Raw genomic sequence first — 25,456 nt, forward strand, 5'->3', positions numbered from 1 at the left:
ACCGCATCGGGTCAAGTCGCGCGTTGTGACTGCAATGACTGATGCGGTGATGAGACGAGGGTGGTTAACCGGGGCGCTCAAGCGTCGCCACCCTTGAACGCGCTCAAGCTCAAGTCCACGAAGCTGCGCACTTTGGGGTCCATGTAGCGGCTCGAAGCGAAGACGGCGTGGACGGGGGCAGGGACCTCCGCCCACCCGGGCAGCACGCAGGATAACCTGCCGTCGGCCACATACGGCTCAGCCATGAAACGAGGCAATTGCGCGATTCCCAGGCCTTCGAGCGCGAGATTCTTCGCCGCGATCGTGCTGTTGACGGCACAGCGCGGGGTGGCCGTGACTTTCTCCAGGTTCGCGCCGTTCACCAGGCTCCAGTTTGAGCGGCCGCGCGTTGTCTTCATGATCAGGTCGTGCTGCTTCAGATCGCTGACAGCAGTAATCCCAGGCCCTCGCTTCAAGTAATCAGGGGTCGCGTACAGCCCGTAGGACACCTCGCCCAGCTTGCGCGCCGAAAGTCCTGAATCCTCGAGTGTGCCGACGCGAATGGCAACATCGAAGCCTTCATGAATGATGTCGACCAAACGGTTGGTGTATTCCGCCTCCACCGTCACCTTCGGGGCCTGGCGCAGGAATGCGGCGATCCAGCGGTCCACGACCATGGTGCCGAACTCAGAACCGGCGGTGATTTTAAGCAGCCCTTTCGGCTCCCTGGATTGCTGCGCCACGGCCGCTTCAGCGGCCTCGGCGGCAGTCAGGATGCACATGGCGCGTTCGAAGTAGTCGCGTCCGACTTCCGTCACGCTCAGCCGGCGCGTGGAGCGGATGAGCAATTGTGCGCCGAGCTTTTCTTCCATGCGGCGCACGATGCGGCTGACTCGAGCCTTATCCGTGCCAAGTCGGTCCGCTGCCGTCGTGAAAGAGCCATCGGTGACGACGGCGGCGAAGACTCTCATTTCCGGTAAATCAATTGATGTGTTCATGGACAACAGTCTGTGACTTTGGACTCCATTTATCAATCGACCGAGCGAATCTACAGTGCGCCCCAGGCACCACGTGGTGCTGAACGTCTCTCGGCGCACTACCGCCGAATTGCCATAGAAGGAAGATTCAAGATGACCCAAACCATCGGCATTATCGGCTCCGGCCTGGTGGGCAAGGCAGTCGCTCATCTGGCGGTTGCAGCAGGCTACAACGTCGTGATCAGCAATTCTCGCGGCCCTGAATCCCTTTCCGGGTTGGTACAGGAACTGGGCCCTCTTGCCCGTGCAGGCTCGGTGGCGGAGGCGATCGCCGCCAGCGATATCGTTTCATTGGCCATTCCGCTGGCGAACTTCAAAACCCTGCCGGCCGACCAGTTCGTCGGCAAGGTGGTGCTCGATCAAACCAATTACTACCCGGGAATGGGCGATTTTCGTCGGGCCGATCTCGATCACGGTCAATTGACGTCGAGCGAACTGGTCCAGCAACACCTCAAAGGTGCGAAGGTGGTAAAGGGCATCCACAACATCGGCTGGATCCACATGCAATACAACGCTCGTCCCAAGGGGGATGCCGAACGTACGACCTTGCCGATCGCGGGTGACGACACCGCGGCGAAGGAAACCGTCACGCGTTTCATCGAGACTGTCGGATACAACGTGGTCGATGCCGGTTCACTCGCTGACAGCTGGCGTATCGAACCCAACACGCCGATCTACTTCTGGCCTTATGCGCCTGCCGTTCCCGATGGCCTGACCGAGGAAGAGGCGAAAAATGTCTACCGTCAACGGGGCAAACCGATGTCGCCGGAGCAGGCTCGTCAGTTGATCAGCACTACCAAGAGCCCATCGCCTATCGGCGGGACGCTGGAAGGTCTTCCACCCATCCACATTGCCCTGTTTCTTGAGCTGGCCAGCGCAAACACTGTCCAGGGCTGAGACCTCTACACCGTACGCCAGCCTGGCTGGCGTCCGGTGATCTTGAGGGGGCGCCGGTTTTACTCGTGCAGTGAAATTGATGTCTTCAAGGACAACAGTCTGTCGTTATCCATGCTATTTATCTATTTTTCATGCCTCCCTACAGTGATGTCTTTCACTGTGAGAAAGAGAGGCTGTAATGAAGATAGGAATACTGAACACCGGTAACGTTGGCAGCCGGCTCGCGCGGGCCTGGGCTGCTGCCGATCATCAGTTGGTGCTCGCCAAGGATGGCGAGGATCGCAAGATTGCGCCGTTGCTTGCCGAACTGGGTGACCGCGCCAGCCTGGGCAGTTTTGAACAGGCGGCTCAGTTTGGCGACGCTGTGTTGTTCTCGGTCTATTGGCCCCGGGCAGACGCCGTGATTGACGCGGTGGGCAGCGCGCTCGACGGCAAGATCGTGATCGAGACCATGAATCCGCTCGGCGTCACTGACAACTTTGTGCACTTCCATGACCACGCCTTCATGCGTGACAACTCGACCGCCGAGTATCTGCAACAACGCCTGCCGCGCGCACGGGTGGTCAAGGCATTCAGCCTGTTGGCTGCGCCGGTGCTGGAGGAGGCGGCCTGGTCGTCCTCGCCATCCAGGCCCAACGTTTTCTACGCGACGAATGACCAGGAGGCCGGCCAGGTCGTACGCCGTTTGATTGAAGACGCAGGCTTCACGCCGATCAATGCGGGTTCTTTGCAGGCCGCCCGCCAACTGGAGCAGCTTGGCGTTCTGCTGCACCACATTGCCGAGCACGAATACAACGGCGATGCCGACTTGATTCGGCTGGGTGTCTCGATTGTCGAGGCGATTCCAGGACCCATCGTGCGCGAGCGAATGGCCTGAAGCGCCTGCTCACCCCAACCAGCATTCGAGTTTTTAGGGAGTTTCAGATGCCACAATCGCTTTTGGAAAAAACCGCCCTGGTCACAGGTGGATCGCGGGGAATCGGTCGGTCGATAGCAGAGCGCCTGGCGCGAGAAGGCGCAACGGTCGCTTTGACCTATAACGCCAACAAGTCCGCCGCCGATGAGGTGGTCGAGGGAATCCGGAGTGCCGGAGGCAGCGCCTTCGCGCTACAGGCTGATCTGGCTGATGTGCAGGCCATACCGGCATTGTTCGAACAGCTGGACCGAGAGCTCAGCGACCGAAACGGCAGTAAAGCGCTCGACATTCTCGTCAACAATGCCGGGAATTCCGGCTGGGGCAGTTTCCGCGACGCAACCCCGGACAACTGGGATGCCATTTTTGCGGTCCACGCCCGAGCGCCGTTTTTCGTTGTTCAAGCGGCGCTCAGTCGTCTGCGCGATAACGGGCGAATCATCAACATCACCTCCGGTGCTGGCTCGCGGGCCATGTCGGCAGTGCCAATCTATTCAATGGCCAAAGCCAGTATCAATAACCTGACCCACGCGCTTGCCCAGGAACTGGGCCCCTACGGCATCACGGTGAATGCCGTGGCGCCGGGCTGGGTACGAACAGATATGAACGCGGCCGTGCGTGAAAACGCCGACATGGTGAAAATGATCGAGGCCGACACCGCACTGGGCCGCTTCGGAGAGACCGGCGACATCGCCGCACTCGTGGCGTATCTGGCGGGCGATGAAAGCCGATGGGTGACGGCTCAGATCATTGAGGCAAGTGGCGGCTACAAGCTATAAACCCGTCCGCTGTTTTCGGGACTGAACAGTCCTCACCGGGCTGTCGGGCTGGCGTGATGCAACCCGCCAGCCCGACATCACTCAACCGGCCTTGGCCAGGTCGTCTTCGGCCTCGTGAGCCTGCACCGCCTGCGCAAGGTCTTCGGTCATGCGCAATTCGACGCCCGTCGCCGAATACTGCGCCGCCGCGGCAAACGGCGCCGAAGCCACTGGCACCGGGTGCTCGCGACGACGCCAGACGAAGAATGCCACCATCGCCAGGTTGATCACCGCAAACGCCCAGAACAGCCCCGACGGCCCGCCCCAGGTCATGACCGGGGAAATGGCCATCGGGCTGACCGCAGAGCCCAGCGAGTTGATCAGCAGCAGGCCCTGGATCATGCGCACCAGCGCTCCGTCCGGCGCGCTGTCGGCGGCGTGGCTGACCGCCACCGGGTATACGGCGAACACACCGCCACCGAGCAGGAACATCACCAGCAACATCGGCCAACCCGAAGGTGGCAACAACACGGCAGTGACCGATAGCACGGCGCAGGCGGCGGCCAGGATGATCAGCACGCTCTGGCGGTCCTTGCGGTCCGACCAGCGTCCGACCGGGTATTGCAGGACCATGGCGCCGAAAATCACCGCCGCCATCATGTGCCCGACCTCAGTCACGTTCAGCCCGACTTTCTGCAGGTACAGCGGCAGTAGGGTGTACACCGCCGCGATGGCCACACCGGAACCAAAACAGCCCATGACGCCCGTCGGGGTGATTTTCAGCAACTTGCCCGGGTGCAACGGTTCGGCGCGCTCCACCAGCGGCGTGACCTTGGGCAGCATGACGATCGGCACCAGCGACAGCGATGCCAGCATGGCCGCAATGGTAAACGGCACCGCTTCGCCAGCCCCCATCACCGTGCCCAGGCTCAACTGGCCGAGCAGGCCGGCGCTGTAGAGCGCGATCATGTACAGCGCCAGCAGGCGCCCGCGAATTTTTGGTTCGGCCACCAGCAGCAGCCAGCTTTCCACCACCAGGTACACACCGACGATGGCCCAGCCGTTGATCAGGCGCAGGGCCGACCAGATCCACGGGTCGCTGCACAGCCCTTGCAGGGAAATGGTCACCGCGATCAGCGCGGCAAAGCAGCTGTAGGCCCGAATATGGCCGATGCGCGAAATCAGCCGCTCGTTGAACACCGACCCCAACGTCAGGCCGATGAAATACGCCGACGACACCACCCCCACCATCGTCGCGGAGAAGCCCATGGCATCCAGGCGCAGCGTCGTCAGCGACGACATCAGCGCGCTGCTGATGCTCATGATGAACAAACCCAATAGCGGAGCCAGCGCCATGGACAGCAATTGCACAGACATAACGACCTCAGTGATCAAACAGATAGGCATCGTTGCTGGCATGGGCTTTATTGGAATTGTGCAGCGGGCAACTCAGGGCGCGCATCTTAGCGGGCATGAGCGCGCTGTTGAAGACTGCGGCCGGAAGATTTTCGAGGCATCTTCCAGCGGGCCGATGTTCGGCTGGGTAATTTCATTATCTGCAATAATCAATTGCGTTTTCAAGAGATTCTCTACATCCATGCATTTGTCCGAGGATGGCTTCAGTGTGCTATCCGGAGATCATTCATGGCTGTTTCAGACCTGTTCAAACCGCTCTCGCTGCTGCATGGCCCGGCGATGAGCAACCGCTTCATGCTGGCCCCGCTGACCAATCAACAAAGCGAGCGCGATGGTTGCGCCTCCGAGTTCGATCAACAATGGATCGAACAGGTGGCCCAGGGCGGCTATGGGCTGATTCAAACCTGCGCCACGACGGTGGAATCCAGTGGCATCGCCTTCGAACGTCAATTGGGGATCCACAGCGATCACCATCTGCGTGGCCTGAGCCAGATGGCCGCCGCGATTCGCCGCGGCGGCGGATTATCGGCGGTGCAACTGCACCACGCCGGTCACCGTGCCCGAGCGCAATTCGGCGGTGTGCCCGCGCCGGCTTCCGCATCCACCTTGCCGGGTATCAAGGCCTTGACCACCGAAGAGGTGGAGCGCATTCGCGACAGCTTCGTCGCTGCCGCCAGGAGGGCAGAGCTGGCGGGATTCGACGGCGTCGCCCTGCATGGTGCCTTTGGCTGGATTCTCTCTGAGTTCATGTCCCCGCTGCTCAATGACCGCACCGACCGGTTTGGCGGCAGCGTCGAGAACCGTGCACGTTTGACCGTCGAGGTGATCGAAGGCATCAGGCGCGTCTGCGGTCCCCAATTTCAGATCGGCTGGCGCCTGTCTGTCGAACGCTACGGCCTGCAACTCGACGAATTGCGGGAAATCGCCGCCGACTTTTTCGACCGCGAGCTGATCGACTACCTCGACCTTGCCCTGTGGGACTCTGCCCAGATCGTCCAGGAAGGAACATTCAAGGGGCAGGCCATGCTCAGCATTTTCACCAACCTGCGCCGTCGCGGCGTGCGGGTCGGCACGGCGGGCCGGGTCATGAGCGCGCAGCGAGCGGCGCAACTGCTGGAAGAGGGGTGCGACTTCGTGCTGATCGGCAGGGCGGGCATTCTCAAGACCGATTTTCCGCGCCAGGTCAGGGCCAACCCGCAATACGAAAGCCCGCAACTGCCGGTCACCGCCGAGTACCTGCGTACCTGCGGGCTGAGTGAGCGGTTCTTCAATTACATGTGTGAGTGGCCGAGTGTGGTTTTACCGGAAAGCATTTGAGGGATCGGGTCGCATAGAGTGTGCCCTTAACGGGAGAGTCAACGGATGGCAGCCGCAGCGGCTTACTGACGCAGATAGAGAGGTTGCGCGCTGAAAAGCGCAGCAGACGATACTGCTTCATAGGGGGCTGTGTGTCGAATCACTGGCTGATGGCCTTTTGCTTCTACTGAATTCGCTCTAGAATCAGCCCCCGCAGCCAACGTGACTGCGCTCTTGAATCAGCAAGGAAGTCGATATGCAATTTGGAAAAGCCATGGCGTTTGCCCTGGCATTGAGTCTCGGTGGATGCGCAAGCTTCACCAAGGATGAAGTGGCGCGGGTCGATCTGCCCTCGATGGCCAGCTACGCGAACAAGCCCAACGTCTATGTGGATTTCGATTTCTACCAGGGCGACCCCGGCAACGCTCAGGCCAACGAGGTTCCACAGGCGCGGGAGATGCTCAAGCCCGACCTCAAGCGCGCGTTCAACGAGTCCGGTCTTTTCGGTCGTGTCAGCTTCGACGAGTTCGACAAGCAGCCAGGTGACTACAGCCTTCGGTTGAAGGTGTACAACCACGCACCGGGTGGCGGGCAGATGGCGCTGGCGTTCATCAGTGGCCTGACCCTCACGATCATCCCTGCGCTGGCGACCGACCAATACACCATGAGCCTGGAAACCCTGGACGACCGTGGCCAGTCATTGGGCAAAACCAGTAACCACGATGCGGTGAATACCTGGATGGGCATCTGGTTCCTGCCGCTCGCGGGCAATACGCCCAAAGCGGCTGTCACCGATACCTTCAGCCGTCAGGTCAATGCGCTGCTGAAGAACTGGGTCGACAGCAACCGCATGAAGTATTCCGCTGTCGATGCCCGCATTCCTCGCGGCTGACATCGAACAGACAAGAGCCGCTTTTGCGGCTCTTTCTTTTTGCTTACTTGAGTGCCTGAACGAACTGCGGGTCGCTGTATAGGCTCTTGAGCAGCGCCTGCACCATCGGGTTGTAATTGTTCGCCGCCGCAGGAATGGCGATCGGTCCGAAGAAGCTGCTGTCCCAATCACGCTGCACGTCTTTGGTGGTTTCATACAACACCTGGTCACCCTTGCGCAGGGTGAAGCGTGCAGCCAGTTCACCATGGCCGGTGATCACGCCGGTGTTGAGCTGGCTCTTGACCAGCTGGATCTGCAACTGCCGTTCGGCACGAGGGTCAAGCAACCCGGCGTGACGCAGCTCATCGCTGATCGCGGCCTGAATGTGCAACGGCACACTGCCCTCGGGCGAAGAAATCGGATTCAGGCGAACCATCAGAGAACCCTGGCCAGAATCAGCATTCACCTGCGCATCGCGTACCGGTTGCAACGGCGCGTTTTGCTTGAGCTGCTGGACATTCTGAAAGTTGGGTTCGTAGCGGGTCATGGTCACACCGCAGCCTTGCAACAGCAATGCGCAGACGGGCAGGGCGAGGTAGAGCTTTTTCACGGCATATCCTTGCGTGAGAAGAGGGAGCGCGATTATCAATTGATAGCGTTGCGCCATCAAGTGCGCATGCTGGTGTCCATCAGGGTGCGGGGACGATCAGTCGAGCTATAGAACGACCCGGTAGTAATCGTTTCGATCTTCATAGGTCTCTTCCAGCACCGACCAGCGTACAACGCTCGGTGCGTCTTCGAGCGCAGCTTCACCCGCATCCACGTCGGCCAACAGCAGGCTGATGAACGTGCAGATCTGTTCGCGGACATCATCCGCTTTGTTGATGTGCGCAAGCGGCAAGCTGAACGTCCAGTGGTCTGCTGCGCCGTTTTCCGCTTCCCACCGAAAAAGGCGCGCGGTGCCGTCTCTCAGTCGGGTCATGGTGGCGGGCGCCAGCCCGGACATTTTGAAGCCCATGAAGTCCTCGGACCTTACGTTGGTCGGGACATCCCACAGGTTGATATGAAGCAGGGGCTCCGGGCTCAGGCCTCCCTCGAGGTTATTGCAGAGAAAACTCATCTGGAACGCGAGGTGCGCCGTCGGCTTGCGTTTGCGTGTCGGTGTGAGCGGCAAGGTCCAGGCGACATCGCTGTAAATCCAGCCGCTGGTGTCGGTCCTGTAGCTGCTGCACCACTGGCCGGGTGTGTAGACGGTGTCCATTGGTCCGTGGCTGAACAGCTGGCTGATCTCTTGCTTGATCAGTTTCGCCAGCGCTTCGCATTCCTTGGCCACTTGGGAGACGAACGCGATGGAGGCGGTGATGGCTTGGCCGGTTTCACTCATTGGCAATGCACTCTCAAGATTGGGGCGGCAGGGGGTGAGCGAAAAACACATGATCGCAAACGCTGGGAAGCTTTGGCTTTGTCAGGTTTTTTTCGAAGCCATTGAAGGGTTCCACGGCCATGAGCTTCAAGCACTTGCGGACCTGGTCGATCCAGCGTTGCAGCTCAAGTCCGGGACCCGTGGGGATAGCGGCGATGGCGTCGAGGATGTCAAACCACGAGCGCATGATCAGCTTGCCTTTCCAGCAGTCGCGGTGATTCAGGGCATTGCTGGCGGCGCTGGTATCCAGGCCGATAAACAGATGAAGGGCATGATCCCGCCGGTGCTTGTCGAGATACTTTTCCCATTGAATGTGCAACTGATCGTCACCGCTCAAGGGGGCTCGCCATTTGAATTCCACCAGCAAAATCTGCGTTTGCGCGCCCCAGGTCAGCGTCACCAGAAGGTCCGGCTCGATGCGACCGCTACGTGGCCAGAACTCCATTTCGGCATGGGTGGGCGCGCCGGTGGGGAAGGCATGCTCGGGATTGCGATGGCGCACCACCGCGCCCCAGAAAGTGGCGATCGCCGCAGGCGACAGAAAGGCCAGCGGGCCCATCAGCGTCGACGTGATCTCATCTTCCTCGGCCACCCGTTGTTCGGTGGTTTCATCCCTATGGCCCAGATAGCGGCGATAGAGCCTGGATTTCTTGTGGCTGAAAGCGTGCAGCATCAGGCGTCCTTTCTGCGATGGCCCAAGTCGGGGCATTCCCTGTATCGGCCGAATCCACACCAATTTGAATTTCCCGCTGCCCACAATCCCCTGTAGGAGCGAGCTTGCTCGCGATGGTAGCCCAGACACCGCGGGCATTCAGGCGTCCCGCGTTATCGTTGACGACCATCGCGAGCAAGCCCGCTCCCACAGTGGCCTGGGCACGCCGCGCGATGGTGGATCGACGCAAAGCCTGTAGGAGCGAGCTTGCTCGCGATAGCGGTGTGTCAGGTTAGTAACCGTAACAGACACACCGTCATCGCGAGCAAGCTCGCTCCTACAGGGGGGCAGTGTTCAGCGCAAATCAATCCAGCTTGTGTCCTCGGGAATCCGCTCCAGATTCCCCAGGTCCACCTGCGTTGCCAACGCATCCTGCAAGGCCTTGGGCTCGATGGCCACCGAGTCGGCGAACACTCCGTCATTGATCAGGCGCAGCACCGAAGCACGCACCACCGCCGGGTCGAGGTTGGGGAACAACTTCAGGCCACTGGCAACCGCCGCTTCGGGATCCTTGTGAATGGTCTTGAGCGCCCGATCAATGCCGCTGACAAACTTGCGCGAGACCTGCGGATCAATGTCCTTGCGCGTGGAGATCGCCGAGAAGGTGTAAGGCCCCATCTGTTTCGAGAAGGCGGCCACCACCTTGTAACCCTGCGCCTCGGCCTGCGACGCGCCCGGTTCGTAGAGCACGGCGCAATCGGCCTGGCCGGAGCTGAGCGGGCCGATTTCGTTGCCCATCGGCACCTGCAAAATGTTCAGGTCTTTCTTGGTATCCAGGCCCGCTTGTTGCGCCAGGCGCAGGAAGGCCGAGGTGCTGGTGGTGGGCATGGTGCCGGTGGAGATGGTCTTGCCGGCCAGGCTGGCGAAGCCGTTGAAGCTCACGTCGGCCTTGCAGGTCAGCCACACGCCGAGGCGGTTGAGGGTGCCGCCGACGATCTTCACCGGTGCGCCGCGGCTGAAGGAAATGGCGGTCCACTCGGGGCCATGCAGCGAGAAGTCGGCACTGCGGGCGATCACCGCCGCCAGCGCGTTGGTCGAGGACGACGCCACGTCGATGCGCACATCGAGGCCTTCGTCCTTGAAGTAGCCATGCTCCTCGGCGAAATACACCGGCAGGTAGAACACCGACTTGAACGCGGCCGAAACCACGGTTTGTTCCTGGGCCACAGCGCCCACGGACAGCGAAGCGGCCAGGGCGAAGCCGGCCAAACGAATGGAACGAGACAAGAACATGGGATTTCCTAGAGTTTGAAGTTCGTGGCGTAGGTCTGGTCTTTCCAGCGCAGCAGTTTGCGTTCGGCCAGCTCGACGCCGGCATACAGCACAAAGCCCAGCGCCATCAGGCTGAAGATGCCGACCCACACGGTGTTGAGGTCGTAGAGCGAGGAAGCGACGAAAATCACATGGCCGATGCCGTAGCTGGACGAGATGAACTCGCCGACCACGGTGCCCACCAGGGCGAAGCCGATGTTGATGCGAAAGGTGCTGATCACGTAGGGCAGGGCGGAGGGCACCACCACCTTGGCGAAGATCTGCCATTTGCTGGCGCCCAGCGAGATGAGCATTTTTTGCAGGTCCGGGTCGGTGTCCTTGGCCGCCTGGAACGCCGCGAGCAGGGCGACGATCGAGGTCAGCGAGATCGACAGGGCGATCTTCGACACCAGGCCGGTGCCGAACCAGAGAATCACCAGCGGCGCGAAAGCAATTTTCGGCACGCTGTTGATCGCCACCAGGAACGGCTCGATCACCCGCGCCACATAGGGCGAGTACCACAACAGCAAACCCGGTACGGTGCCCAGCACGGTGCCGGCGACGAAGCCGATGATGGACGCCCACAAGGTGTAGTAGGCGTGCTCCCACAACTCCCCGGACTGTATCAACTTCCAGCCGGCCAATGCGGTGCCGCTGGGCGAGCCGAACAGGAATGCGGAGATGAACCCGGCGCGCACGCCGTACTCCCAGGCCCCGACGATCAACAGCAAGATCGCCAATTGCACCAGGCTGACCGGCAGGCGGCGTCGGCTGTTTTGCGCAGTCGCTTGAGTCGCCAGTGTGGCGGTTGAAGAGGTGGTGTTCATGAGGCCTGTTTCCTGACGGCAGTCTGGATGTCCAGCTCTCGACACAGCAGGTCGAAGTAACCGGCAAAGCGCGGGTCGTGTCGCGCCTCCAGGGGGGAACGGGTTTGCAGGTCGATGCGTTGTTCGCTCTTGACCCGGCCCGGGCGGGCGCTGAGCACATAGATGCGTTGTGACAGGGCGATGGCTTCATCAATGTCGTGGGTCACCAGCACCACCGTCTTGCCCTGTTGGCTGGCGGTGTCCACCAGCATGGCTTCCAGGTACAGGCGCGTCTGGTAGTCCAGCGCCGAGAAGGGCTCGTCCAGCAACAGGATGTCCGGATCGGGCAGCAGGGTGCGGGCCAATGCCACGCGCTGGCGCATGCCACCGGACAGTGCCTTGGGGTAGCTGTTCTGGAAGGGCAGCAGACCGAAGTCCTGCAGATATTCGCGAGCGCGGTCGATGGATTCGCTGCGCGCCACGCCCTGGACTTCCAGGCCGACGATCACGTTTTCCAGCACCGTGCGCCAGGGCATCAACAGGTCACGTTGCAGCATGTAGCCGACCCGGCCGCGCAGGTGCGGCACCTCGTGGCCATCCAGGGCGATGCGTCCGCTGTCGTGTTCGAGCAGGCCGGCGAGGATGTTGAACAAGGTCGACTTGCCGCAGCCCGACGGGCCGATGATGCTGACGAATTCGCCGGCCTGGACCTGCAGGTTGATATCGTCCAGCACCGGCACGAGCTGGCCGTCGGTGTCGAAGGATTTGCGCAGGTGACTGATCGCCAGCTTGGCGGTCATACCGCCGCCGCCGTGTGCAGTTCAGCGGCGACGATGTCTTCGTTGGGCACTTCGAGGGCTTCGTTGAAACGCTTGAAGAAACTGCACAGGGCGATGCGAATGGTCAGCTCCACCACCTGTTCCTCGCTGTAGTACTCGCGCAAGCGGCGGTGCACGTCGTCGCCGATGCGGTCCGGGGTCAAGGTGACGAGGCGGGCGTAGTCGCGCACCAGCAGGTCCTGTTCATCCAGCCCCGGCACGTGCTCGTCGAGCAGGTGTTCGATGGCTTCCTGGCTGATGCCCTGGGCCGCCAGTTTCGGTTCGTGCAGGACGATGCAGTAGTGGCAGGCGTGGGCCTTGGACGCTGTGAGCAAGGCGATTTCCAGGTGCCGCGGCGAGATCAGCGCATCGCGCTTGGACTGCACCAGGTAACCGAACAAATGCTCCAGCGCCGGAGGGCGATGGGCGAAGGCACCGAGCAGGCTGGCATAGGGACCGTAGTCGGTCAGCAGGCGGTCGAGGGTGTGGGCGGTGGCGGGTTCGAGGTGCTGGCGATCGAGGGGGGTAAGGCGCGACATCGTGTCTTGGATCCACTGACAAAAGAGCCCGATTCTAGGCAGGGTCCGGATCGGGCTCTAAATATCGTGTTGGAATGAGCTTATGCGTACGGCACGGCACACTGCCATCACTGATGCGTCGGTTGCAGGCTCTCGCTGCGAAACCATTCCAGGATCCTGCGGATCTCCGGCGTGTGCTCCTTGCCCGGTGCGCAGAGGAAGTGATACCCGGTGCCGCAATCCATTTCTTCATCGACCAGCTTTTGCAGGACTCCGGTTTGCAGTTCATCGGAGATGTGCGAGGTGCGCGCCATGGCCACGCCCAGGCCACGTATGGCAGCCAGCACGGCCATGCTGGAATGGGGAACGGTGAGCGAGCAGTCGAACGGCAACGCAGTGAGTTGGTTTTTCTCCAGCCAGTAATCCCACGACGGCGTGGAAACCATCTCGCCATTGAGCAGGCTGCGCCAGCGCAGGATGATCGGGTACCGCAGCACGTCCGCCACGCTGTCGGGCAGCCCCAGGCGGGCGATCAGCGCTGGGCTGCACACCGGGAAGATTTTCTCCGGCAGGATGAACTCCGAGTACAGCCCCGGCCACGCCGCGTGGTCCTCGCCCAGGCGGATGGCGGCCTGTCCGGCAGGGTGGTCGAAGCGGGAAAATTCGTGGGTGTTGAGCTGAATGCGAATGTCCGGATGGGCCGCATGAAACCTCGGCAGGCGCGGGATCAGCCAGGTGTTGGCGAAGGAATCGTGCACGAACAGCTCGACCATCGACTGGCCTTGGGCATCGCGTTCGAAACGGCCGGCGAGGGCGTTGATGTCCTTGAGAAAACTGCGCACCGTCGGCAGCAACTCGGCACCGGCCTTGGTCAGCGTCATCGCCCCGGCATTGCGATCGAAGAACTGCGCGCCCATGACCTCTTCCAGCTGCTTGATCTGATGGCTGATCGCGCTCTGGGTGATGTGCAATTCCAGCGCCGCCTGGGAAAAGTTCAGGTGCCGCGCGCAGGCTTCGAAGCCGCGCAACGCGGTCATCGAGGGGAATTTCCTAATGGCCATGGTCTGGCCTTGCAAACAATCTCATGGGGCATCAAATCCTTTCATTAACCGGCAGGCGTTACATCCAGACACAATGTACCTTCACTCTTGCGCGACATGAACCCATGGCCTCCACCGTTCCTGCCTCCGGCGTTGCCGATACGCAACGTACCACGAAGAAAAACACCCTGGTCGCGGCCTGTACCGCCCATGCGGCCCACGATGGCCTGAGCGATCTGGTGTACGTGTTTCTTCCGGTCTGGCAGGACATGTTCGCCCTCAGCTACGTGTGGCTGAGTGTGCTGCGCAGCGCCTACGCCTTGACCCTGGCGACCTTGCAGATCCCGGCGGCGACCTTGTCGGCAAAGGTCCGCCCGGCGCACCTGCTGGTGATCTCGACGCTGGTGACCGCGCTCGGCTGGTTTCTCGCGGGGCTGGCCGGCAGTGCGCTGGCCCTGGGTGGCGCGCTGGTGATTGCCGGCATCGGCGCCAGCGTGCAACATCCCATCGCCTCGGCCATGGTTGCCCGCGCCTATGGCAGCGCCGCCAAACGGCCCCTGGGGCTGTACAACTTCGCGGGCGATATCGGCAAGTCGGTGTTGCCGGCCGTGGCGGCGGCGCTGCTGACCTACGGCACCTACCACAGCGTGGTGATGGTGTGCGCCGGTGTCGGCTTGCTGGCCGCGTTGCTGATCTGGACGCTGGTGAGGAATGTCGTCACACCGGATCCTTCCAAAGTGGCCAAGGCTGCCAAGGCGCCCGTGCATGACAGCGCGAAGAGCAAGGCCTTGGGGCGCGGCTTCCAGGCCCTGTTGTCGACGGCGGTGCTGGACAGCGCGGTACGCATGGGCTTTCTCACCTTCCTGCCCTTCATCATCAAGGCCCAGGGCGGCTCGCTGGCGCAGACCGGTTTCGCCCTGACGCTGGTGTTCATCGGCGGGGCGGTCGGCAAGTTCTGCTGCGGCTGGTTCGCCGATGTGCTGGGCAGCGCCAGAACCATCCTGCTCACCGAACTGCTGACGGCGGCCTTGATCGCCGTGGTGCTGATGGCGCCGCTGGCGTGGGCGATGATTGCCTTGCCGTTCCTCGGGGTAGTGCTCAACGGCACCTCGTCGGTGTTGTACGGCGCGGTCACCGATGTGGTGGACTCGGCCACCCTGGAGAAAAGCTACTCGGTGTTCTACACCGGCACCATCGGCGCCGGGGCCCTGGCGCCGGTGCTGTACGGGTTTGCCGGGGACCACCTGGGCGTGACGGCGGCGGTGCTGATCATTGCCGGTACGGCGGCGGTTGCGTTCTTGCCGGTGACGATCGTCAGCTTGCGGCATCCGGGTCTGTTCGATCAGTAAGGCTCATTGCTGCTGAAACCGCGCCGCATTGCCGCTGGCGCGGAATTCTTCGACGATGTAATCGACGAACACCCGCACCTTGGCCGGCAGCAATTTGCGGCTGGTGTAGTAGATCGACAGCGGCGCCGCTTCGGCGTACCACTCCGGCAGTACGCGCACCAGTTCGCCGCGTTCCAGAAAAGGCAGGGCATGGGGTATCGGCAGCAGGGCGATGCCCATGCCGGTCGCCGTTGCGCGGGCGATGGCTTCCGGGTCGTCCAGCACCATCACCGGCCGCACGCCGGCCACCACTTGTTCACCAGCGGCATTTTTCAGGCTCCAGGGCAGCAGGCGTCCGGTACTCAGTGAGCGGCGCAGCAGGCCGCGATGGCGAGTCAGTTCCTGCGGATGCGTAGGCGCGGGGTGGTCCTTCAGGTACGAAGGCGCCGCAGCCAGCACGATGCGCACCCGCGCCAGTTCGCGGGCGATCAGGGCGTCGGTCAGCTCGATGCCACCGCCGATGGCCACGTCGAAACCCTCGTTGATCAGGTCGACCTGGCGGTTATCGAAATGCAGGTCGGGCACCACGTCCGGATAACGGCGCACGAACTCATTCAGCAGCGGCACGAAGTACTCGCGGCCAACGGTGTAGGCCAGCGAAACCTTGAGCGTGCCCGCCGGTTTGCCAGCGCCCTGGCGCAGGTCGGTCAGCGCGTCGCCGATCTCGCTCCACGGCAGGCGCACCTGGCCATACAGGCGTTCACCTTCGGAGGTCAGCGCGAGGCTGCGGGTGCTGCGCTGGAACAGGCGCACGCCGAGCCGCGCTTCCAGCTGGCCCACGCTTTTGCTGACGGCGGCCGGGGTCAACCCCATGCGCCGCGCGGCGGCCGAGAAACTGCCTTCGTCGGCGGCGCAGATGAAGGCGTCGAGGTAACTGCTGAGTTCGGTATTCATGTCCGCACTTTATACCTTTGGTTGAAACTGAGCACGCATTTTTGCGACTACCGCGACCAGGTGCCGGCGACCATCATGTGTTCACACCAACCCACTCCCCAAAAGGAAAACACCATGAACACTCCACTCAACGGTAAAGTCGCTTTCATCAACGGCGGTTCCCGCGGTATCGGCGCCGCCACCGCCCGCCGCCTGGCCCGTGAAGGTGCCACGGTCGCCATCGGCTACTTCGCCTCGGCCATCGCCGCTGAAGCCCTGGTCGAGGAAATCAAGGCCAGCGGCGGCCAGGCCATCGCCATCAAGGCGGACGCCGCCGACCCGGTCAGCCTGACCCGCGCCATCGACAGCGTAGCCGAACAGTTCGGCCGCCTGGACATCCTGGTCAACAGCGCCGGCGTACTGATCACCGGCTCCGTGGAAGGCTTCTCCCTGGAAGACTTCGACCGCACCCTGGCCGTCAACGTCCGCGGCGTCTTCGTCGCCTCGCAGGCCGCAGCAAAACACATGAAAGAAGGCGGGCGCATCATCAACATCGGCAGCACCAACGGCCAGCGCATGCCATTCGCCGGCGGCGCGACCTACGCCATGAGCAAGTCGGCACTGATCGGCCTGGTCAAGGGCATGGCACGGGACCTGGGCCCACGCGGCATCACGGTCAACAACGTGGCACCCGGCCCGGTGGACACCGACATGAACCCGGAAAGCGCAGAATTCGGCGCGACCATGCACGACCTGATGGCCATCCGTCGCCACGGCAAAGCCGATGAAATCGCGGCAATGGTCGCCTACCTCGCCGGCCCCGAAGCATCGTACGTAACCGGCGGCGATCTGTTGATTGATGGCGGCTTTGCGGCTTGAGGTCAAAGCCCAAGTTGTAAAAACCAATGGCGGGCACCGGGCAACCGGTGTCCGCCATTTCTTCATTGAAACACCGGCCCCTGTAGGAGCGAGCTTGCTCGCGATGGCGGAGTGTCAGTCACCATCTGCGAACCTGATACACCGCCATCGCGAGCAAGCTCGCTCCTACAGGGGGTGTGTGGGCCGGTCATTTATTTGATGACAAACCCCGCACCCACCGGATCATCCCGGTCAATCACCCACCGCGCCGTCCCCAGGATACTCGCCGTGCCTTTCACCGTCGGACGCACCGCGCGGGTGCCGTTGAGATCCACTTCACCTAGCAGGCAACCCTCGAACGTGCCACTGCCCAACAACCCCTCGGACAGGATCGGCTGATTCAACCCCAGTTTCCCGCGCGCCTCGAACATCGCCATCATCGCGCTGGTGCCCGTGCCGCCAGGAGAGCGGTCCAACTGCCCGGCGCTGAACACATGGACGTTCTTGTAGAACGCGCCCTCGATGGTCGCCGGGTGCCAGAAGGTGATGAAGTTGAGGTCGTTGATATGCGCCTCGGTCGGGTGCTGGATCTTCAGCTGCTTGTTGATCTGCTCCCGCGCAATCAAGCCCATGCGCGACAGTTCGCTGCCGTTGTCCGGGCTGATGCGCAGGTCGCTGCGGCTCAGGTCGACGATGCCGAAGTAGTTGCCGCCCCAGACCAGGTCGGCCTTGAGGTCGCCGTAACCCGGCAACTGGATCGGGATGTCCTGCGCCGCCACATAGGCCGGCACGTTTTCGAAGCGGGTCCACAGCACCTTGTCGCCTTCGGACTTCACTTCCGATACCACCAGCCCGGCAGTGGTTTCAAAGCGGATCTTGGTGATGCCGTCCTTGCCGCGTGGCACCAGGCCCAGGGCGACCATGGCCATGCTCACGGCGATGGTGCCGTGGCCGCACATGTGCGAGTAGACGCTGCCGTCCATGTAGATCAGGCCGGCGTCGTATTCGCTGCTGGACGGCGGGGTGAGGAACACGCCGAACATGTCCTTGTGCCCGCGCGGCTCCTGCATCAGGGCCTTGCGCAGCCAGTCGTAGTTCTGCTCGACGAAGGCCCGCTTGGCCAGGATGCTGGAACCGGCCGGGTAGGGAATACCGCTGTGGACGATGCACAAAGGTTCGCCTTCGGTATGGGTGTAGATGACATCGAACGTATCTTGCATGCGCATGAGTGCACTCCTGGTTTTTCGGGACGTATGAGGTTGGGTGTGTTGTTGGGGTGTCGCGGTTGTGTGGCTTGGCTATTTGCGCTCGGACAACAGGTCCAGACCGATACACAGGTCGAGGATGATCACGGCGACCACTACGACCAGGATGGTCGCGCCCGAGGCGGCGGCGATGGTCGGATCGACCGTGTATTGCACGTAGTTGAACAGCTTCACCGGGATGGTGTTGAGGTCCGGCGTGGTGTTGAAGATCGACAGCTCGACGTTGATCCACGACGAGATGAAGGCGAAGATCGACCCGGTCACCAGCCCCGGCCGGATCTGCGGCAGGGTCACCAGGAAGAACGTGGTCCAGGGTGTACCGCCCAGGTCACTCGATGCCTCTTCGAGGGCCCGTTGCTCCGGCGTCAGCATCGACAGCACCGAGCGCAACACGAACGGCGAGATGATGATGGTGTGGCCGATCAGCAGGGCGAGGAAGCTGCGGGTCAGGCCGAAGTAGCCGCCGAACTGCAACAGTGCCGCGCCCAGCACGATGTGCGGGAACACCAGCGGCGAAGTCAGTGCCGCGAGGATCGTGCCCTTGCCGCGAAACTCGTAGCGGGCCATGGCCAGCGCCGCCGGCACGCTGAGCAGCACCGCGACGAAGGTTGCGGCCAGCGCCAGGATGGTGCTGGTGGCGAAGGACGCCACGTAGCTCGGGTCGCTGAGCATCTTCGCGTACCAGTCCAGCGTCCAGCCCTGGGGCGGGAATGCCAGGAACGAGGTGGCGGTGACCGAGACGCCGAGGATGACCACCAGCGGCAGCAGCATGTAGCCGAGCACGGACCAGGCCACCAGCCTGACCAGGATTGACGTGATCATGGGTTGCTCCCTCGAATGCTGCCCACGCGGCCGGCGATCCCGACCATGACCAGGGTGAAGATCAGCAGCACCACGCTCAGCGCGCCGCCGTAGTTGAAATCGAACACCGAGCTGTATTGCTGGAAAATCAGCATCGACAGCACCGAGATGCGCCCGCCGGACAACAGCGCCGGGGTCACGTAGGCACTCGCCGCCAGGGTGAAGACCATGATCGAGCCGGAAATGATGCCGGGCATGGTCAGCGGTAACACCACATGGAAAAACGTCGCCCGCGGGCTCGCACCAAGATCGTCCGAGGCCTGTTCATAGGCCGGATCGACCTGCGCCAGGGCATTGCCGGCGGCCAGCACGATGAACGGCAGCAGGATGTAGACCATGCCGATCAGAATGCCCAGCTCCGTGCCGAGAAAGCGGATCGGCGAGTCGATCAGGCCGACGTCCATCAGGCTTTCGTTGACCAGGCCCTTGCGCCCCAGCAGCACCATCCAGCCGAACGAGCGCACGATGTTGCTGGTGAACATCGGCACCACCAGCAGGATCACGCAGGCCCGGCGCCACGCCCGCCACTTGACGACGCGCACCAGGTACCACGCCAGCGGGTAACCAAGCAGCAGCGAAATCAGCGTGGTCAGGGCGGCGATGCGGAACGTCACCAGGATCACGTCCCAGTGATACTGGTCGCCCAGCACCTTGACGTAGTGCTCCAGGGTGAAGCTCTGGTCGGCGCTGCTGGTCAGGCTGGCGAAGATCACCACCGCGAAGGGCGCAAGAAAGAACGCGGTGAAGAACGCCAGGGCGCCGAACAGCATCAGCGACGGCGCGAGTGCGGTGCGTTTCATACCGATTCCCCGATCAGGTGCAGGTGCGCCGGATCGAAGCCCAGGCGCACGGCACTGCCGGCCAGCAGGTCGGCCCGCGGCAGGCCCATGGTCCGCGCTACCACCGGTTGGCCGTCGATCATCGAGTGGACCATGGTGTGGCTGCCGACGCTGATCACATCCGTCACCGTGCCGTGCATTTCACTGCGGCTGGCGCTGGCCGGGCTCGACGCGTCGAGCACTTGCACATGCTCCGGGCGCAGCACCGCCGTGCCCTTGGGCATCAGATTCTTCGCCATGTGCAGGAACGGTGTGTGCGCCACCGCCAGGCGAATCTCGCCACTGTCGCGGGCCTCGTAGCCGATCAGGTTGGCTTCGCCGATGAAGTCGGCGACGAAGCGCGAAGCCGGTTTGCTGTAGATCTCGCCGCTGCTGCCTACCTGCTCGATGCGCCCGGCATTCATCACCACGATGCGGTCAGCGATGGTCATCGCTTCTTCCTGGTCGTGGGTGACGAAGATGAAGGCGATCCCCAGCTTGGCCTGCAAGTGCTTGAGTTCCAGCTGCATGCGCTTGCGCAACTTCATGTCCAGCGCCGACAGCGGTTCGTCGAGCAGCAGCAATTTCGGCTGGTTGACGATGGCACGGGCCAGGGCCACGCGCTGCTGTTGCCCGCCGGACATGCCACGGGGGAAGCGATCTTCCAGGGCCTCCAGGCCAACCATGGCCAGGGCTTCGCGGGCCTGGCTCTTCGCTTCGTTGCGCCCGACACCCTGGCGCCGCGGGCCGTAGGCAATGTTCTCCAGCACGGTCATGTGCGGAAACAGCGCGTAGTTCTGGAACACCGTGTTCAGCGGCCGACGGTAGGGCGGCAGGCGACTGACGTCCTGGCCGTCGATGGCGATCGTGCCCGAATCGGGCTGCATGAACCCGGCGATCGAACGCAGCAGCGTGGTCTTGCCACAGCCGCTGGGGCCCAGCAGGACGATGAATTCGCCCTGCTGGATGTCCAGCTGGATGCTGTCCAGCGCCTTGAAGGGACCGAAGTGCTTACAGACGCGGTCGATGCTCAACAATACTGACATTGCAGACCCCATCGGTTACTTGGCGGTGACTTTGCGGTTCCAGTCGTTGGTGACGCTGGCACGCTCGGCGTTGATCTGGCTCCAGTCGAACAGGCGCAGGCTGTCGATCGAACCGTCCACGCCCCACGGCAGCTTGCGCGCCACGTCTTGCGCCACTTGCACATCCTTCACCGCCGGGCCCAGGTACAACTTGCTGGCCAGGCACGAGGCCGCCTCTTTGGTCAGTGCGGTGTTGATGAACTGCTCGCCGGCCTTGCTGTTTTTCGCGCCCTTGATCAGGTGCAGGCGCGCGTCAGTGGCCCAGACGCCTTCCTTGGGAATGGTGAAACCGATGGGGGCGCCTTTGTCGATCAGGTCCCAGGCACCGACGTTGAAGTGCGCGCCGATGATCGCTTCGCCGCTCTGGAAGGCATTGGTGGCGGCGCCCGAGCTGTCGAAGAACAGGGCGGTATCGAGGGCGCCGAGCTTGGTGTAGACCTGCTCCAGATTGGCGCGGTCGATGCCCCAGACATCGGCCATGAAAAACACGAAGGGCACACCGGACGAGTTGGCGGGCGAGGGCAGGGCGATGGCGCCGGCGTACTCGGGGTTCCACAGGTCCTTCCAACTGGTGGGCGCTTCCTTCACATCCTTGGTGTTGTAGGTCAGGCCCAACGAGTAGTAACCGCTGCTGACGGCGAAGGTGTGCCCGGCGTTGCGGTAGATACCCTTGTCCTGCACGTTGTTCAGGTTGGGAATGGCGGCCGGGTCGAGGTCGGCGACCACGCCGGCGTCATAGGCCATTTCGCTGATGCCGCCGTCCATCCAGGCGACGTCGATGGTCGGGCTGTTTTTCTGTTGTTGCAGCTTGGCCAGGGTCACCGTGGAGGTGCCGACCTCGGAGGCGACGGCGATCCCGGTGGCCTTCGTGAAAGGTTCTGCAACACATTTGAGGAACGCATCACCCCAGTTACCGCCGTACAACGCCACCGTGAGTTTTTGCGAGTCGGCCAGGGCGGCCGGCGCGGCGATGCAGCCTGTAACCAATAGAGCGGCGCTGATTGTCTGAGCTGTCTTCAGTTTCATCGTGTGTCCCCTAGGGTTGTTATTGGACTGTTCCCCTTGTCTGCATCTTGCTCGTTTCGCCGATTCGAGCGCTTGCACTGCGGGGTCTTAAAGTTGAATAGTTAGGTCATGCAAAAAATGACGCAGGTCACTCCCGATTGCCAACCGTCCGCCGTTGCCCACGGTGGCGGGAGCGCTCGCCCGCAGTTATCCATCGGCTTTGTCCTGCTGGATCAATTCACCCTGGCGGCGTTTTCCGGATTCATCGACGTGTTGCGCCTGGCCGGTGACCTGGGCGGTGGCAGCCGGCAGATTCATACGACCTGGCAGGTGATGAGTGTCGACGGCTTGCCGCGAACTTCAAGCGCGGGCATCACCCTTGAGGTGTCCGGCGGCCTGGCGGAGGACCTGGACGCGTTCGATTACGTGGCCATCTGCGGCGGCAACGATTACCTCAACAGCAGCATGCCCACGCACCTGCGCGACTGGTTGCAGCGCGTGGCCAAGAGCCGCACGCGCCTGCTCGGCATCTGCACCGGCACCTTCGCCCTGGCACAGGCCGGTGTGGTGGGCAGTCGTTCGGTGTGTGTGCACTGGAACGTGCTGGACGCGTTTCGCACGCGGTTCCCCAAGACCCCGGCGGCGGTCGATCACCTGTTCATCGACGAAGGCGACCTGATCACCTGCGCCGGCTCCACCGCCGCCATCGACCTGGCGCTGTACCTGGTGGCCCGCCATTGCGGTCGGGAAAAGGCCCAGCAGGCGGTGCGGCACATGATGTTGCAGGGCATTCGCCAGGGGCGCCAACCGCAGGCGCATTTCTACGCCAACCTGGAAAGCATCAAGGATGAGCGCGTGCGCCAGGCCGCGCACTACATTGAACAACGCATGGACAGCCTGCCGACGCTCGACGCCATCGCCCGCTATGTCGGGCTCGGCCGGCGCCAGTTGACCCGGGCGTTCCAGCAGTCGCTGGGGCTGTCACCCATGGAGTTTCAGCGTTCGCTGCGGGTCGAGTACGGCGCGTGGCTGCTGGTGAACAGCCAGAGCAGCATCACCCAGATCGCCATGGATTGCGGGTTCTCCGACGGCGCGCACTTTTCCCGCGAATTCCGCGCCCGTTTCAACAAGTGCCCGCGCCAGTATCAGAACGAGGCGCGGGCGTAGGGCCAAGGCTCAGTAGCGGGCGTCTACCGGCTTCTTGTCCTTGGGCCAGTCCTTGCGTTTGCCGGCGAAATCCGGCCGCGGTTTATGGCTGAAGTACTCGGCCACATCCACCGCTTCCTGGTCCGTCAGGCCGCCCTGGCCCAGCGGGAAGCGGTCATGGAAGGCGATCGGCATGTTCTGTTTGACGAACGCCGCGGCGGTGTAGGTGCGCGCCATGCCGGCGCCGAGGTTGAAGGACTGCTCGCCCCACAACGGCGGATACACCCAATTGCCCTTGGCGTTTTTGATGCCTTCGCCATCCTTGCCGTGGCACAACGCGCATTGCACGGCATAGATTTTCTCGCCGTTCGCAAGGTCAGGCACGATGCTCGGGTCGATCTTGCCGACGCCGCGGCCTTCGACCTTGTCGGCGGGCTTGGTTTCGCGCTTCATCCAGTCGAAGTACGCCACCATGGCTTTCATCTCCACGGACTCCACCGGCAAGGGCTTGCCATTCATCGAGCGCAGGAAGCAGCCGTTGATCCGGTCTTCCAGGCTGATCACCCGGCCCGCACGCGGCGCATAGCTGGGGAAGAACGCCGACACGCCGACATAAGGCGAACCGTTAGCCACGGTGCCAGCGTTGAGGTGGCAACTGGCGCAATTGAGCGCATTGCCGACATTTGCGGGCAGCATGTCGCGGGTGTTGGCGTTGAGCTGCGCCCCCAGCACCAGTTGCTCGGCATTGGGCTCCTTGAGCAGGCTGGCCAGGCGCGGGGTGTCGAAGGTCGAGTTGTCCAGTTGCCTGACATCCAGGCGCTTGCGCATGTCCGCCACCACGGCCGGCGAAATGTCCCGGGCGACCGGACGGCCCCAGGCGTTGCGCATGAAGTTGAGGATGTCGGCGATCTCCTGGTCGCCCAGGCGCGCAAACGACGGCATGGTCAGGCCCCGGGCATTGTGGGTAGTCTGCGCCGAGCGCCAGCCGGTGAGGGTGATGTGGACAAGGGTGGAAGGGTCTGCCGAGCGCAGCACCGGGTTGCCCGCCAGCGGTGGGAACACACCCGTGACGCCGGCGCCGTCCGCGCGATGGCAATCGCTGCAGAACTGCTGATAACCCAGGCCTCCACGCGAAGTTAGCAGGTTGACCGGGGTAAAGGCCGGCGTGATCCCGGGGTTCGGGCCCTGGGCGACCTGCATGGGTTTGTCGTGCTCCGAGCAGGGCAGCGATTTCAGGTACACGCCCACGGCCTCAAGATCGCTGTCAGCCATGTACTGGGTACTGTGCTGCACCACGTCGACCATGTTGCCGGACACCGTGCCATGGCGGTTGCTGCCGGTCTTGAGCATCTCGGCGGTCTCCTGCGGCGTCCACAGGTTGCGCAGGCTGAGCGCCCGCCAGCCTTCCACCGTTTCACCGGCGAGGAAGTAGCTGCCGAACTTGCCGGTTTCCGTCAGGGTTTTTTCCTGGAAACCGATGCCCCGCGGCGTATGACAGGCGCCGCAGTGCCCAAGCCCCTGGACGATATACGCGCCGCGGTTCCACTGCTCGGTCTGCTCGGCAATCGGCGTGAACAGCTGATCGTCGAGGAACACCCAGTTCCACAGCGCCAGGCCCCAGCGCTGGTTGAACGGGAAACCCATCTCCACCGGCCGGTTCTCCTGGTGCACCGGTTTGACCCCTTGCATCAGGTAGGCATACAGCGCCTGCATGTCATCGGCGGTGATTTTGGCGTAGGACGGGTAGGGCATCGCCGGGTACAGGTTGTGCCCATCGGCCGCGACGCCCTTGCGCATGGCCCGGTCGAATTGCTCGAACGAGTAACGGCCGATGCCGGTTTCGGTGTCCGGCGTGATGTTGGTCGAATACAACACACCAAACGGCGTTTCCAGCGCCAGCCCACCGGCCATGGGCCTGGTCTTGTCGCTGGCGGTGTGACAGGCCACGCAATCACCCAGCCGGGCGACATAGCGGCCGCGTTCGATCTGTTGGCGGGTAGCGGGGTCGAGGTCGGCGGTGTAGGCGGCGGGCAGGTCGTCGATGATCTGCGGGGCAATGGCGTTGTTGGGGCTGTCGCTGGCCAGGGCATGGGCACTGGCGAGGGTGGCGAGCAGCGCGAAGCACAGCGTACGTATGGGGGGTATTGGAATAGTCATCGTCAAGAACCAGATCCTTTGATTTGAACGTCGGCGACGGGCGAAACGCGTGTTTCGCCTATGCCTTCAGGGTCTGTTCTTTTACGGGGGCAGGTGATGACCTTGGTCAATCAAGTGGGGGAGGCAGTGATTTCCCGGGAAAAATGAAGGTCGCAATGGAGTAAATAATTCACTCCAATAATCTATTGAAATAAATATTTCACTGCATTAATCTCGACCTCACGTTGTACGCGATCAACCGCTGTTAGCACCTAAAAAAAACAAA

The 25,456-nt window shown here is 62.5% G+C and carries 25 protein-coding genes; 8 read left to right on the forward strand and 17 right to left on the reverse strand.

Annotated features, from left to right (window positions below):
- Window positions 1-77 precede the first annotated feature (77 nt).
- Window positions 78-977, reverse strand: a complete 900-nt coding sequence (locus tag ABVN20_RS04950) for a LysR family transcriptional regulator (protein ID WP_368554376.1) — start codon at window positions 975-977, stop codon at window positions 78-80.
- A 12-nt stretch (window positions 978-989) separates the two neighbouring features.
- Here ABVN20_RS04950 and ABVN20_RS04955 point away from each other — a divergent pair, with 12 nt between their 5' ends.
- The 3 genes from ABVN20_RS04955 to ABVN20_RS04965 all read left to right on the forward strand — a co-directional run bounded on the left by ABVN20_RS04955 (window position 990) and on the right by ABVN20_RS04965 (window position 3,605).
- Window positions 990-1,913 carry an NADPH-dependent F420 reductase gene (locus ABVN20_RS04955; RefSeq protein ID WP_368554377.1) on the forward strand — a complete coding sequence of 308 codons (924 nt, stop codon included), beginning with the start codon at window positions 990-992 and terminating at the stop codon, window positions 1,911-1,913.
- A gap of 178 nt (window positions 1,914-2,091) precedes the next feature.
- Window positions 2,092-2,790, forward strand: a complete 699-nt coding sequence (locus ABVN20_RS04960; RefSeq protein ID WP_368554378.1) for an NADPH-dependent F420 reductase — start codon at window positions 2,092-2,094, stop codon at window positions 2,788-2,790.
- A gap of 47 nt (window positions 2,791-2,837) precedes the next feature.
- Window positions 2,838-3,605, forward strand: coding sequence for an SDR family NAD(P)-dependent oxidoreductase (locus tag ABVN20_RS04965; protein ID WP_368554379.1), 768 nt, complete (start codon window positions 2,838-2,840; stop codon window positions 3,603-3,605).
- Between the two features lie 81 nt (window positions 3,606-3,686).
- Here ABVN20_RS04965 and ABVN20_RS04970 read toward each other — a convergent pair whose 3' ends face one another.
- On the reverse strand, window positions 3,687-4,961 hold the full coding sequence (locus tag ABVN20_RS04970; protein WP_368554380.1) for an MFS transporter: 1,275 nt from the start codon (window positions 4,959-4,961) through the stop codon (window positions 3,687-3,689).
- A 267-nt stretch (window positions 4,962-5,228) separates the two neighbouring features.
- Between ABVN20_RS04970 and ABVN20_RS04975 the strand changes: the two genes are divergently transcribed.
- On the forward strand, window positions 5,229-6,317 hold the full coding sequence (locus ABVN20_RS04975; protein ID WP_368554381.1) for an NADH:flavin oxidoreductase: 1,089 nt from the start codon (window positions 5,229-5,231) through the stop codon (window positions 6,315-6,317).
- Between the two features lie 235 nt (window positions 6,318-6,552).
- On the forward strand, window positions 6,553-7,188 hold the full coding sequence (locus ABVN20_RS04980; RefSeq protein ID WP_368554382.1) for a hypothetical protein: 636 nt from the start codon (window positions 6,553-6,555) through the stop codon (window positions 7,186-7,188).
- Between the two features lie 43 nt (window positions 7,189-7,231).
- Here the strand turns inward: ABVN20_RS04980 and ABVN20_RS04985 are convergent, their stop codons facing one another.
- From ABVN20_RS04985 to ABVN20_RS05020, 8 genes are all read right to left on the reverse strand, one after another.
- A complete protein-coding gene (locus ABVN20_RS04985; protein ID WP_368554383.1) occupies window positions 7,232-7,777 on the reverse strand; it encodes a hypothetical protein in 546 nt (181 codons plus the stop codon).
- 105 nt (window positions 7,778-7,882) lie between these two features.
- A complete protein-coding gene (locus ABVN20_RS04990) occupies window positions 7,883-8,551 on the reverse strand; it encodes a hypothetical protein (protein WP_368554384.1) in 669 nt (222 codons plus the stop codon).
- 13 nt (window positions 8,552-8,564) lie between these two features.
- The gene (locus ABVN20_RS04995; RefSeq protein ID WP_368554385.1) at window positions 8,565-9,263 is read right to left on the reverse strand and encodes a hypothetical protein; all 699 of its coding nucleotides are present in this window, start codon (window positions 9,261-9,263) and stop codon (window positions 8,565-8,567) included.
- A gap of 333 nt (window positions 9,264-9,596) precedes the next feature.
- Window positions 9,597-10,535 carry an ABC transporter substrate-binding protein gene (locus tag ABVN20_RS05000; RefSeq protein ID WP_368554386.1) on the reverse strand — a complete coding sequence of 313 codons (939 nt, stop codon included), beginning with the start codon at window positions 10,533-10,535 and terminating at the stop codon, window positions 9,597-9,599.
- 8 nt (window positions 10,536-10,543) lie between these two features.
- Window positions 10,544-11,380 carry an ABC transporter permease gene (locus tag ABVN20_RS05005; RefSeq protein ID WP_368554387.1) on the reverse strand — a complete coding sequence of 279 codons (837 nt, stop codon included), beginning with the start codon at window positions 11,378-11,380 and terminating at the stop codon, window positions 10,544-10,546.
- Window positions 11,377-12,159, reverse strand: a complete 783-nt coding sequence (locus ABVN20_RS05010) for an ABC transporter ATP-binding protein (protein WP_368554388.1) — start codon at window positions 12,157-12,159, stop codon at window positions 11,377-11,379. Before ABVN20_RS05010 ends, ABVN20_RS05005 begins: the two co-directional genes overlap by 4 nt.
- A complete protein-coding gene (locus tag ABVN20_RS05015; protein WP_368554389.1) occupies window positions 12,156-12,716 on the reverse strand; it encodes a carboxymuconolactone decarboxylase family protein in 561 nt (186 codons plus the stop codon). The genes ABVN20_RS05010 and ABVN20_RS05015 overlap by 4 nt, the downstream gene beginning before the upstream one ends.
- A gap of 107 nt (window positions 12,717-12,823) precedes the next feature.
- Entirely contained in the window at window positions 12,824-13,756 is a 933-nt protein-coding gene (locus ABVN20_RS05020; protein WP_368554390.1) for a LysR substrate-binding domain-containing protein, read from the reverse strand.
- A gap of 104 nt (window positions 13,757-13,860) precedes the next feature.
- Between ABVN20_RS05020 and ABVN20_RS05025 the strand changes: the two genes are divergently transcribed.
- Window positions 13,861-15,084 (forward strand): MFS transporter, encoded by a 1,224-nt coding sequence (locus tag ABVN20_RS05025; protein WP_368554391.1) that lies wholly within the window; start codon window positions 13,861-13,863, stop codon window positions 15,082-15,084.
- 3 nt (window positions 15,085-15,087) lie between these two features.
- Here the strand turns inward: ABVN20_RS05025 and ABVN20_RS05030 are convergent, their stop codons facing one another.
- Window positions 15,088-16,017, reverse strand: a complete 930-nt coding sequence (locus ABVN20_RS05030; protein WP_368554392.1) for a LysR family transcriptional regulator — start codon at window positions 16,015-16,017, stop codon at window positions 15,088-15,090.
- A gap of 114 nt (window positions 16,018-16,131) precedes the next feature.
- On the opposite strand from ABVN20_RS05030, the gene ABVN20_RS05035 reads away from it, so the two are divergent.
- A complete protein-coding gene (locus tag ABVN20_RS05035) occupies window positions 16,132-16,875 on the forward strand; it encodes an SDR family oxidoreductase (protein WP_368554393.1) in 744 nt (247 codons plus the stop codon).
- 191 nt (window positions 16,876-17,066) lie between these two features.
- Here the strand turns inward: ABVN20_RS05035 and ABVN20_RS05040 are convergent, their stop codons facing one another.
- From ABVN20_RS05040 to ABVN20_RS05060, 5 genes are all read right to left on the reverse strand, one after another.
- Window positions 17,067-18,080 carry a proline racemase family protein gene (locus ABVN20_RS05040; RefSeq protein WP_368554394.1) on the reverse strand — a complete coding sequence of 338 codons (1,014 nt, stop codon included), beginning with the start codon at window positions 18,078-18,080 and terminating at the stop codon, window positions 17,067-17,069.
- 72 nt (window positions 18,081-18,152) lie between these two features.
- Window positions 18,153-18,941 carry an ABC transporter permease gene (locus tag ABVN20_RS05045; RefSeq protein ID WP_368554395.1) on the reverse strand — a complete coding sequence of 263 codons (789 nt, stop codon included), beginning with the start codon at window positions 18,939-18,941 and terminating at the stop codon, window positions 18,153-18,155.
- Window positions 18,938-19,780, reverse strand: coding sequence for an ABC transporter permease (locus ABVN20_RS05050; protein WP_368554396.1), 843 nt, complete (start codon window positions 19,778-19,780; stop codon window positions 18,938-18,940). The genes ABVN20_RS05045 and ABVN20_RS05050 overlap by 4 nt, the downstream gene beginning before the upstream one ends.
- A complete protein-coding gene (locus ABVN20_RS05055; protein ID WP_368554397.1) occupies window positions 19,777-20,844 on the reverse strand; it encodes an ABC transporter ATP-binding protein in 1,068 nt (355 codons plus the stop codon). The genes ABVN20_RS05050 and ABVN20_RS05055 overlap by 4 nt, the downstream gene beginning before the upstream one ends.
- A gap of 15 nt (window positions 20,845-20,859) precedes the next feature.
- Window positions 20,860-21,909 carry an ABC transporter substrate-binding protein gene (locus ABVN20_RS05060; RefSeq protein ID WP_368554398.1) on the reverse strand — a complete coding sequence of 350 codons (1,050 nt, stop codon included), beginning with the start codon at window positions 21,907-21,909 and terminating at the stop codon, window positions 20,860-20,862.
- Between the two features lie 108 nt (window positions 21,910-22,017).
- On the opposite strand from ABVN20_RS05060, the gene ABVN20_RS05065 reads away from it, so the two are divergent.
- The gene (locus ABVN20_RS05065; RefSeq protein WP_368554399.1) at window positions 22,018-23,055 is read left to right on the forward strand and encodes a GlxA family transcriptional regulator; all 1,038 of its coding nucleotides are present in this window, start codon (window positions 22,018-22,020) and stop codon (window positions 23,053-23,055) included.
- Between the two features lie 9 nt (window positions 23,056-23,064).
- Here the strand turns inward: ABVN20_RS05065 and ABVN20_RS05070 are convergent, their stop codons facing one another.
- The gene (locus tag ABVN20_RS05070; protein WP_368554400.1) at window positions 23,065-25,191 is read right to left on the reverse strand and encodes a c-type cytochrome; all 2,127 of its coding nucleotides are present in this window, start codon (window positions 25,189-25,191) and stop codon (window positions 23,065-23,067) included.
- Window positions 25,192-25,456: the final 265 nt, after the last annotated feature.

This window comes from Pseudomonas sp. MYb118, from assembly GCF_040947875.1.
Classification (GTDB): domain Bacteria; phylum Pseudomonadota; class Gammaproteobacteria; order Pseudomonadales; family Pseudomonadaceae; genus Aquipseudomonas.

Excerpts from the sequence above, each read along its gene's own strand:
- ABVN20_RS05035 (WP_368554393.1), top strand. The coding sequence starts at position 16,132 with ATGAACACTCCACTCAACGGTAAAGTCGCTTTCATCAACGGCGGTTCC.
- ABVN20_RS05060 (WP_368554398.1), bottom strand. The coding sequence starts at position 21,909 with ATGAAACTGAAGACAGCTCAGACAATCAGCGCCGCTCTATTGGTTACA.
- ABVN20_RS05065 (WP_368554399.1), top strand. The coding sequence starts at position 22,018 with ATGCAAAAAATGACGCAGGTCACTCCCGATTGCCAACCGTCCGCCGTT.
- ABVN20_RS05000 (WP_368554386.1), bottom strand. The coding sequence starts at position 10,535 with ATGTTCTTGTCTCGTTCCATTCGTTTGGCCGGCTTCGCCCTGGCCGCT.
- ABVN20_RS05010 (WP_368554388.1), bottom strand. The coding sequence starts at position 12,159 with ATGACCGCCAAGCTGGCGATCAGTCACCTGCGCAAATCCTTCGACACC.
- ABVN20_RS05015 (WP_368554389.1), bottom strand. The coding sequence starts at position 12,716 with ATGTCGCGCCTTACCCCCCTCGATCGCCAGCACCTCGAACCCGCCACC.
- ABVN20_RS05030 (WP_368554392.1), bottom strand. The coding sequence starts at position 16,017 with ATGAATACCGAACTCAGCAGTTACCTCGACGCCTTCATCTGCGCCGCC.
- ABVN20_RS05055 (WP_368554397.1), bottom strand. The coding sequence starts at position 20,844 with ATGTCAGTATTGTTGAGCATCGACCGCGTCTGTAAGCACTTCGGTCCC.
- ABVN20_RS04995 (WP_368554385.1), bottom strand. The coding sequence starts at position 9,263 with ATGCTGCACGCTTTCAGCCACAAGAAATCCAGGCTCTATCGCCGCTAT.
- ABVN20_RS05025 (WP_368554391.1), top strand. The coding sequence starts at position 13,861 with ATGGCCTCCACCGTTCCTGCCTCCGGCGTTGCCGATACGCAACGTACC.
- ABVN20_RS05005 (WP_368554387.1), bottom strand. The coding sequence starts at position 11,380 with ATGAACACCACCTCTTCAACCGCCACACTGGCGACTCAAGCGACTGCG.
- ABVN20_RS04990 (WP_368554384.1), bottom strand. The coding sequence starts at position 8,551 with ATGAGTGAAACCGGCCAAGCCATCACCGCCTCCATCGCGTTCGTCTCC.
- ABVN20_RS05045 (WP_368554395.1), bottom strand. The coding sequence starts at position 18,941 with ATGATCACGTCAATCCTGGTCAGGCTGGTGGCCTGGTCCGTGCTCGGC.
- ABVN20_RS04960 (WP_368554378.1), top strand. The coding sequence starts at position 2,092 with ATGAAGATAGGAATACTGAACACCGGTAACGTTGGCAGCCGGCTCGCG.
- ABVN20_RS04970 (WP_368554380.1), bottom strand. The coding sequence starts at position 4,961 with ATGTCTGTGCAATTGCTGTCCATGGCGCTGGCTCCGCTATTGGGTTTG.
- ABVN20_RS05070 (WP_368554400.1), bottom strand. The coding sequence starts at position 25,191 with ATGACTATTCCAATACCCCCCATACGTACGCTGTGCTTCGCGCTGCTC.
- ABVN20_RS04950 (WP_368554376.1), bottom strand. The coding sequence starts at position 977 with ATGAACACATCAATTGATTTACCGGAAATGAGAGTCTTCGCCGCCGTC.
- ABVN20_RS04975 (WP_368554381.1), top strand. The coding sequence starts at position 5,229 with ATGGCTGTTTCAGACCTGTTCAAACCGCTCTCGCTGCTGCATGGCCCG.
- ABVN20_RS04980 (WP_368554382.1), top strand. The coding sequence starts at position 6,553 with ATGCAATTTGGAAAAGCCATGGCGTTTGCCCTGGCATTGAGTCTCGGT.
- ABVN20_RS05050 (WP_368554396.1), bottom strand. The coding sequence starts at position 19,780 with ATGAAACGCACCGCACTCGCGCCGTCGCTGATGCTGTTCGGCGCCCTG.
- ABVN20_RS04965 (WP_368554379.1), top strand. The coding sequence starts at position 2,838 with ATGCCACAATCGCTTTTGGAAAAAACCGCCCTGGTCACAGGTGGATCG.
- ABVN20_RS05040 (WP_368554394.1), bottom strand. The coding sequence starts at position 18,080 with ATGCGCATGCAAGATACGTTCGATGTCATCTACACCCATACCGAAGGC.
- ABVN20_RS05020 (WP_368554390.1), bottom strand. The coding sequence starts at position 13,756 with ATGGCCATTAGGAAATTCCCCTCGATGACCGCGTTGCGCGGCTTCGAA.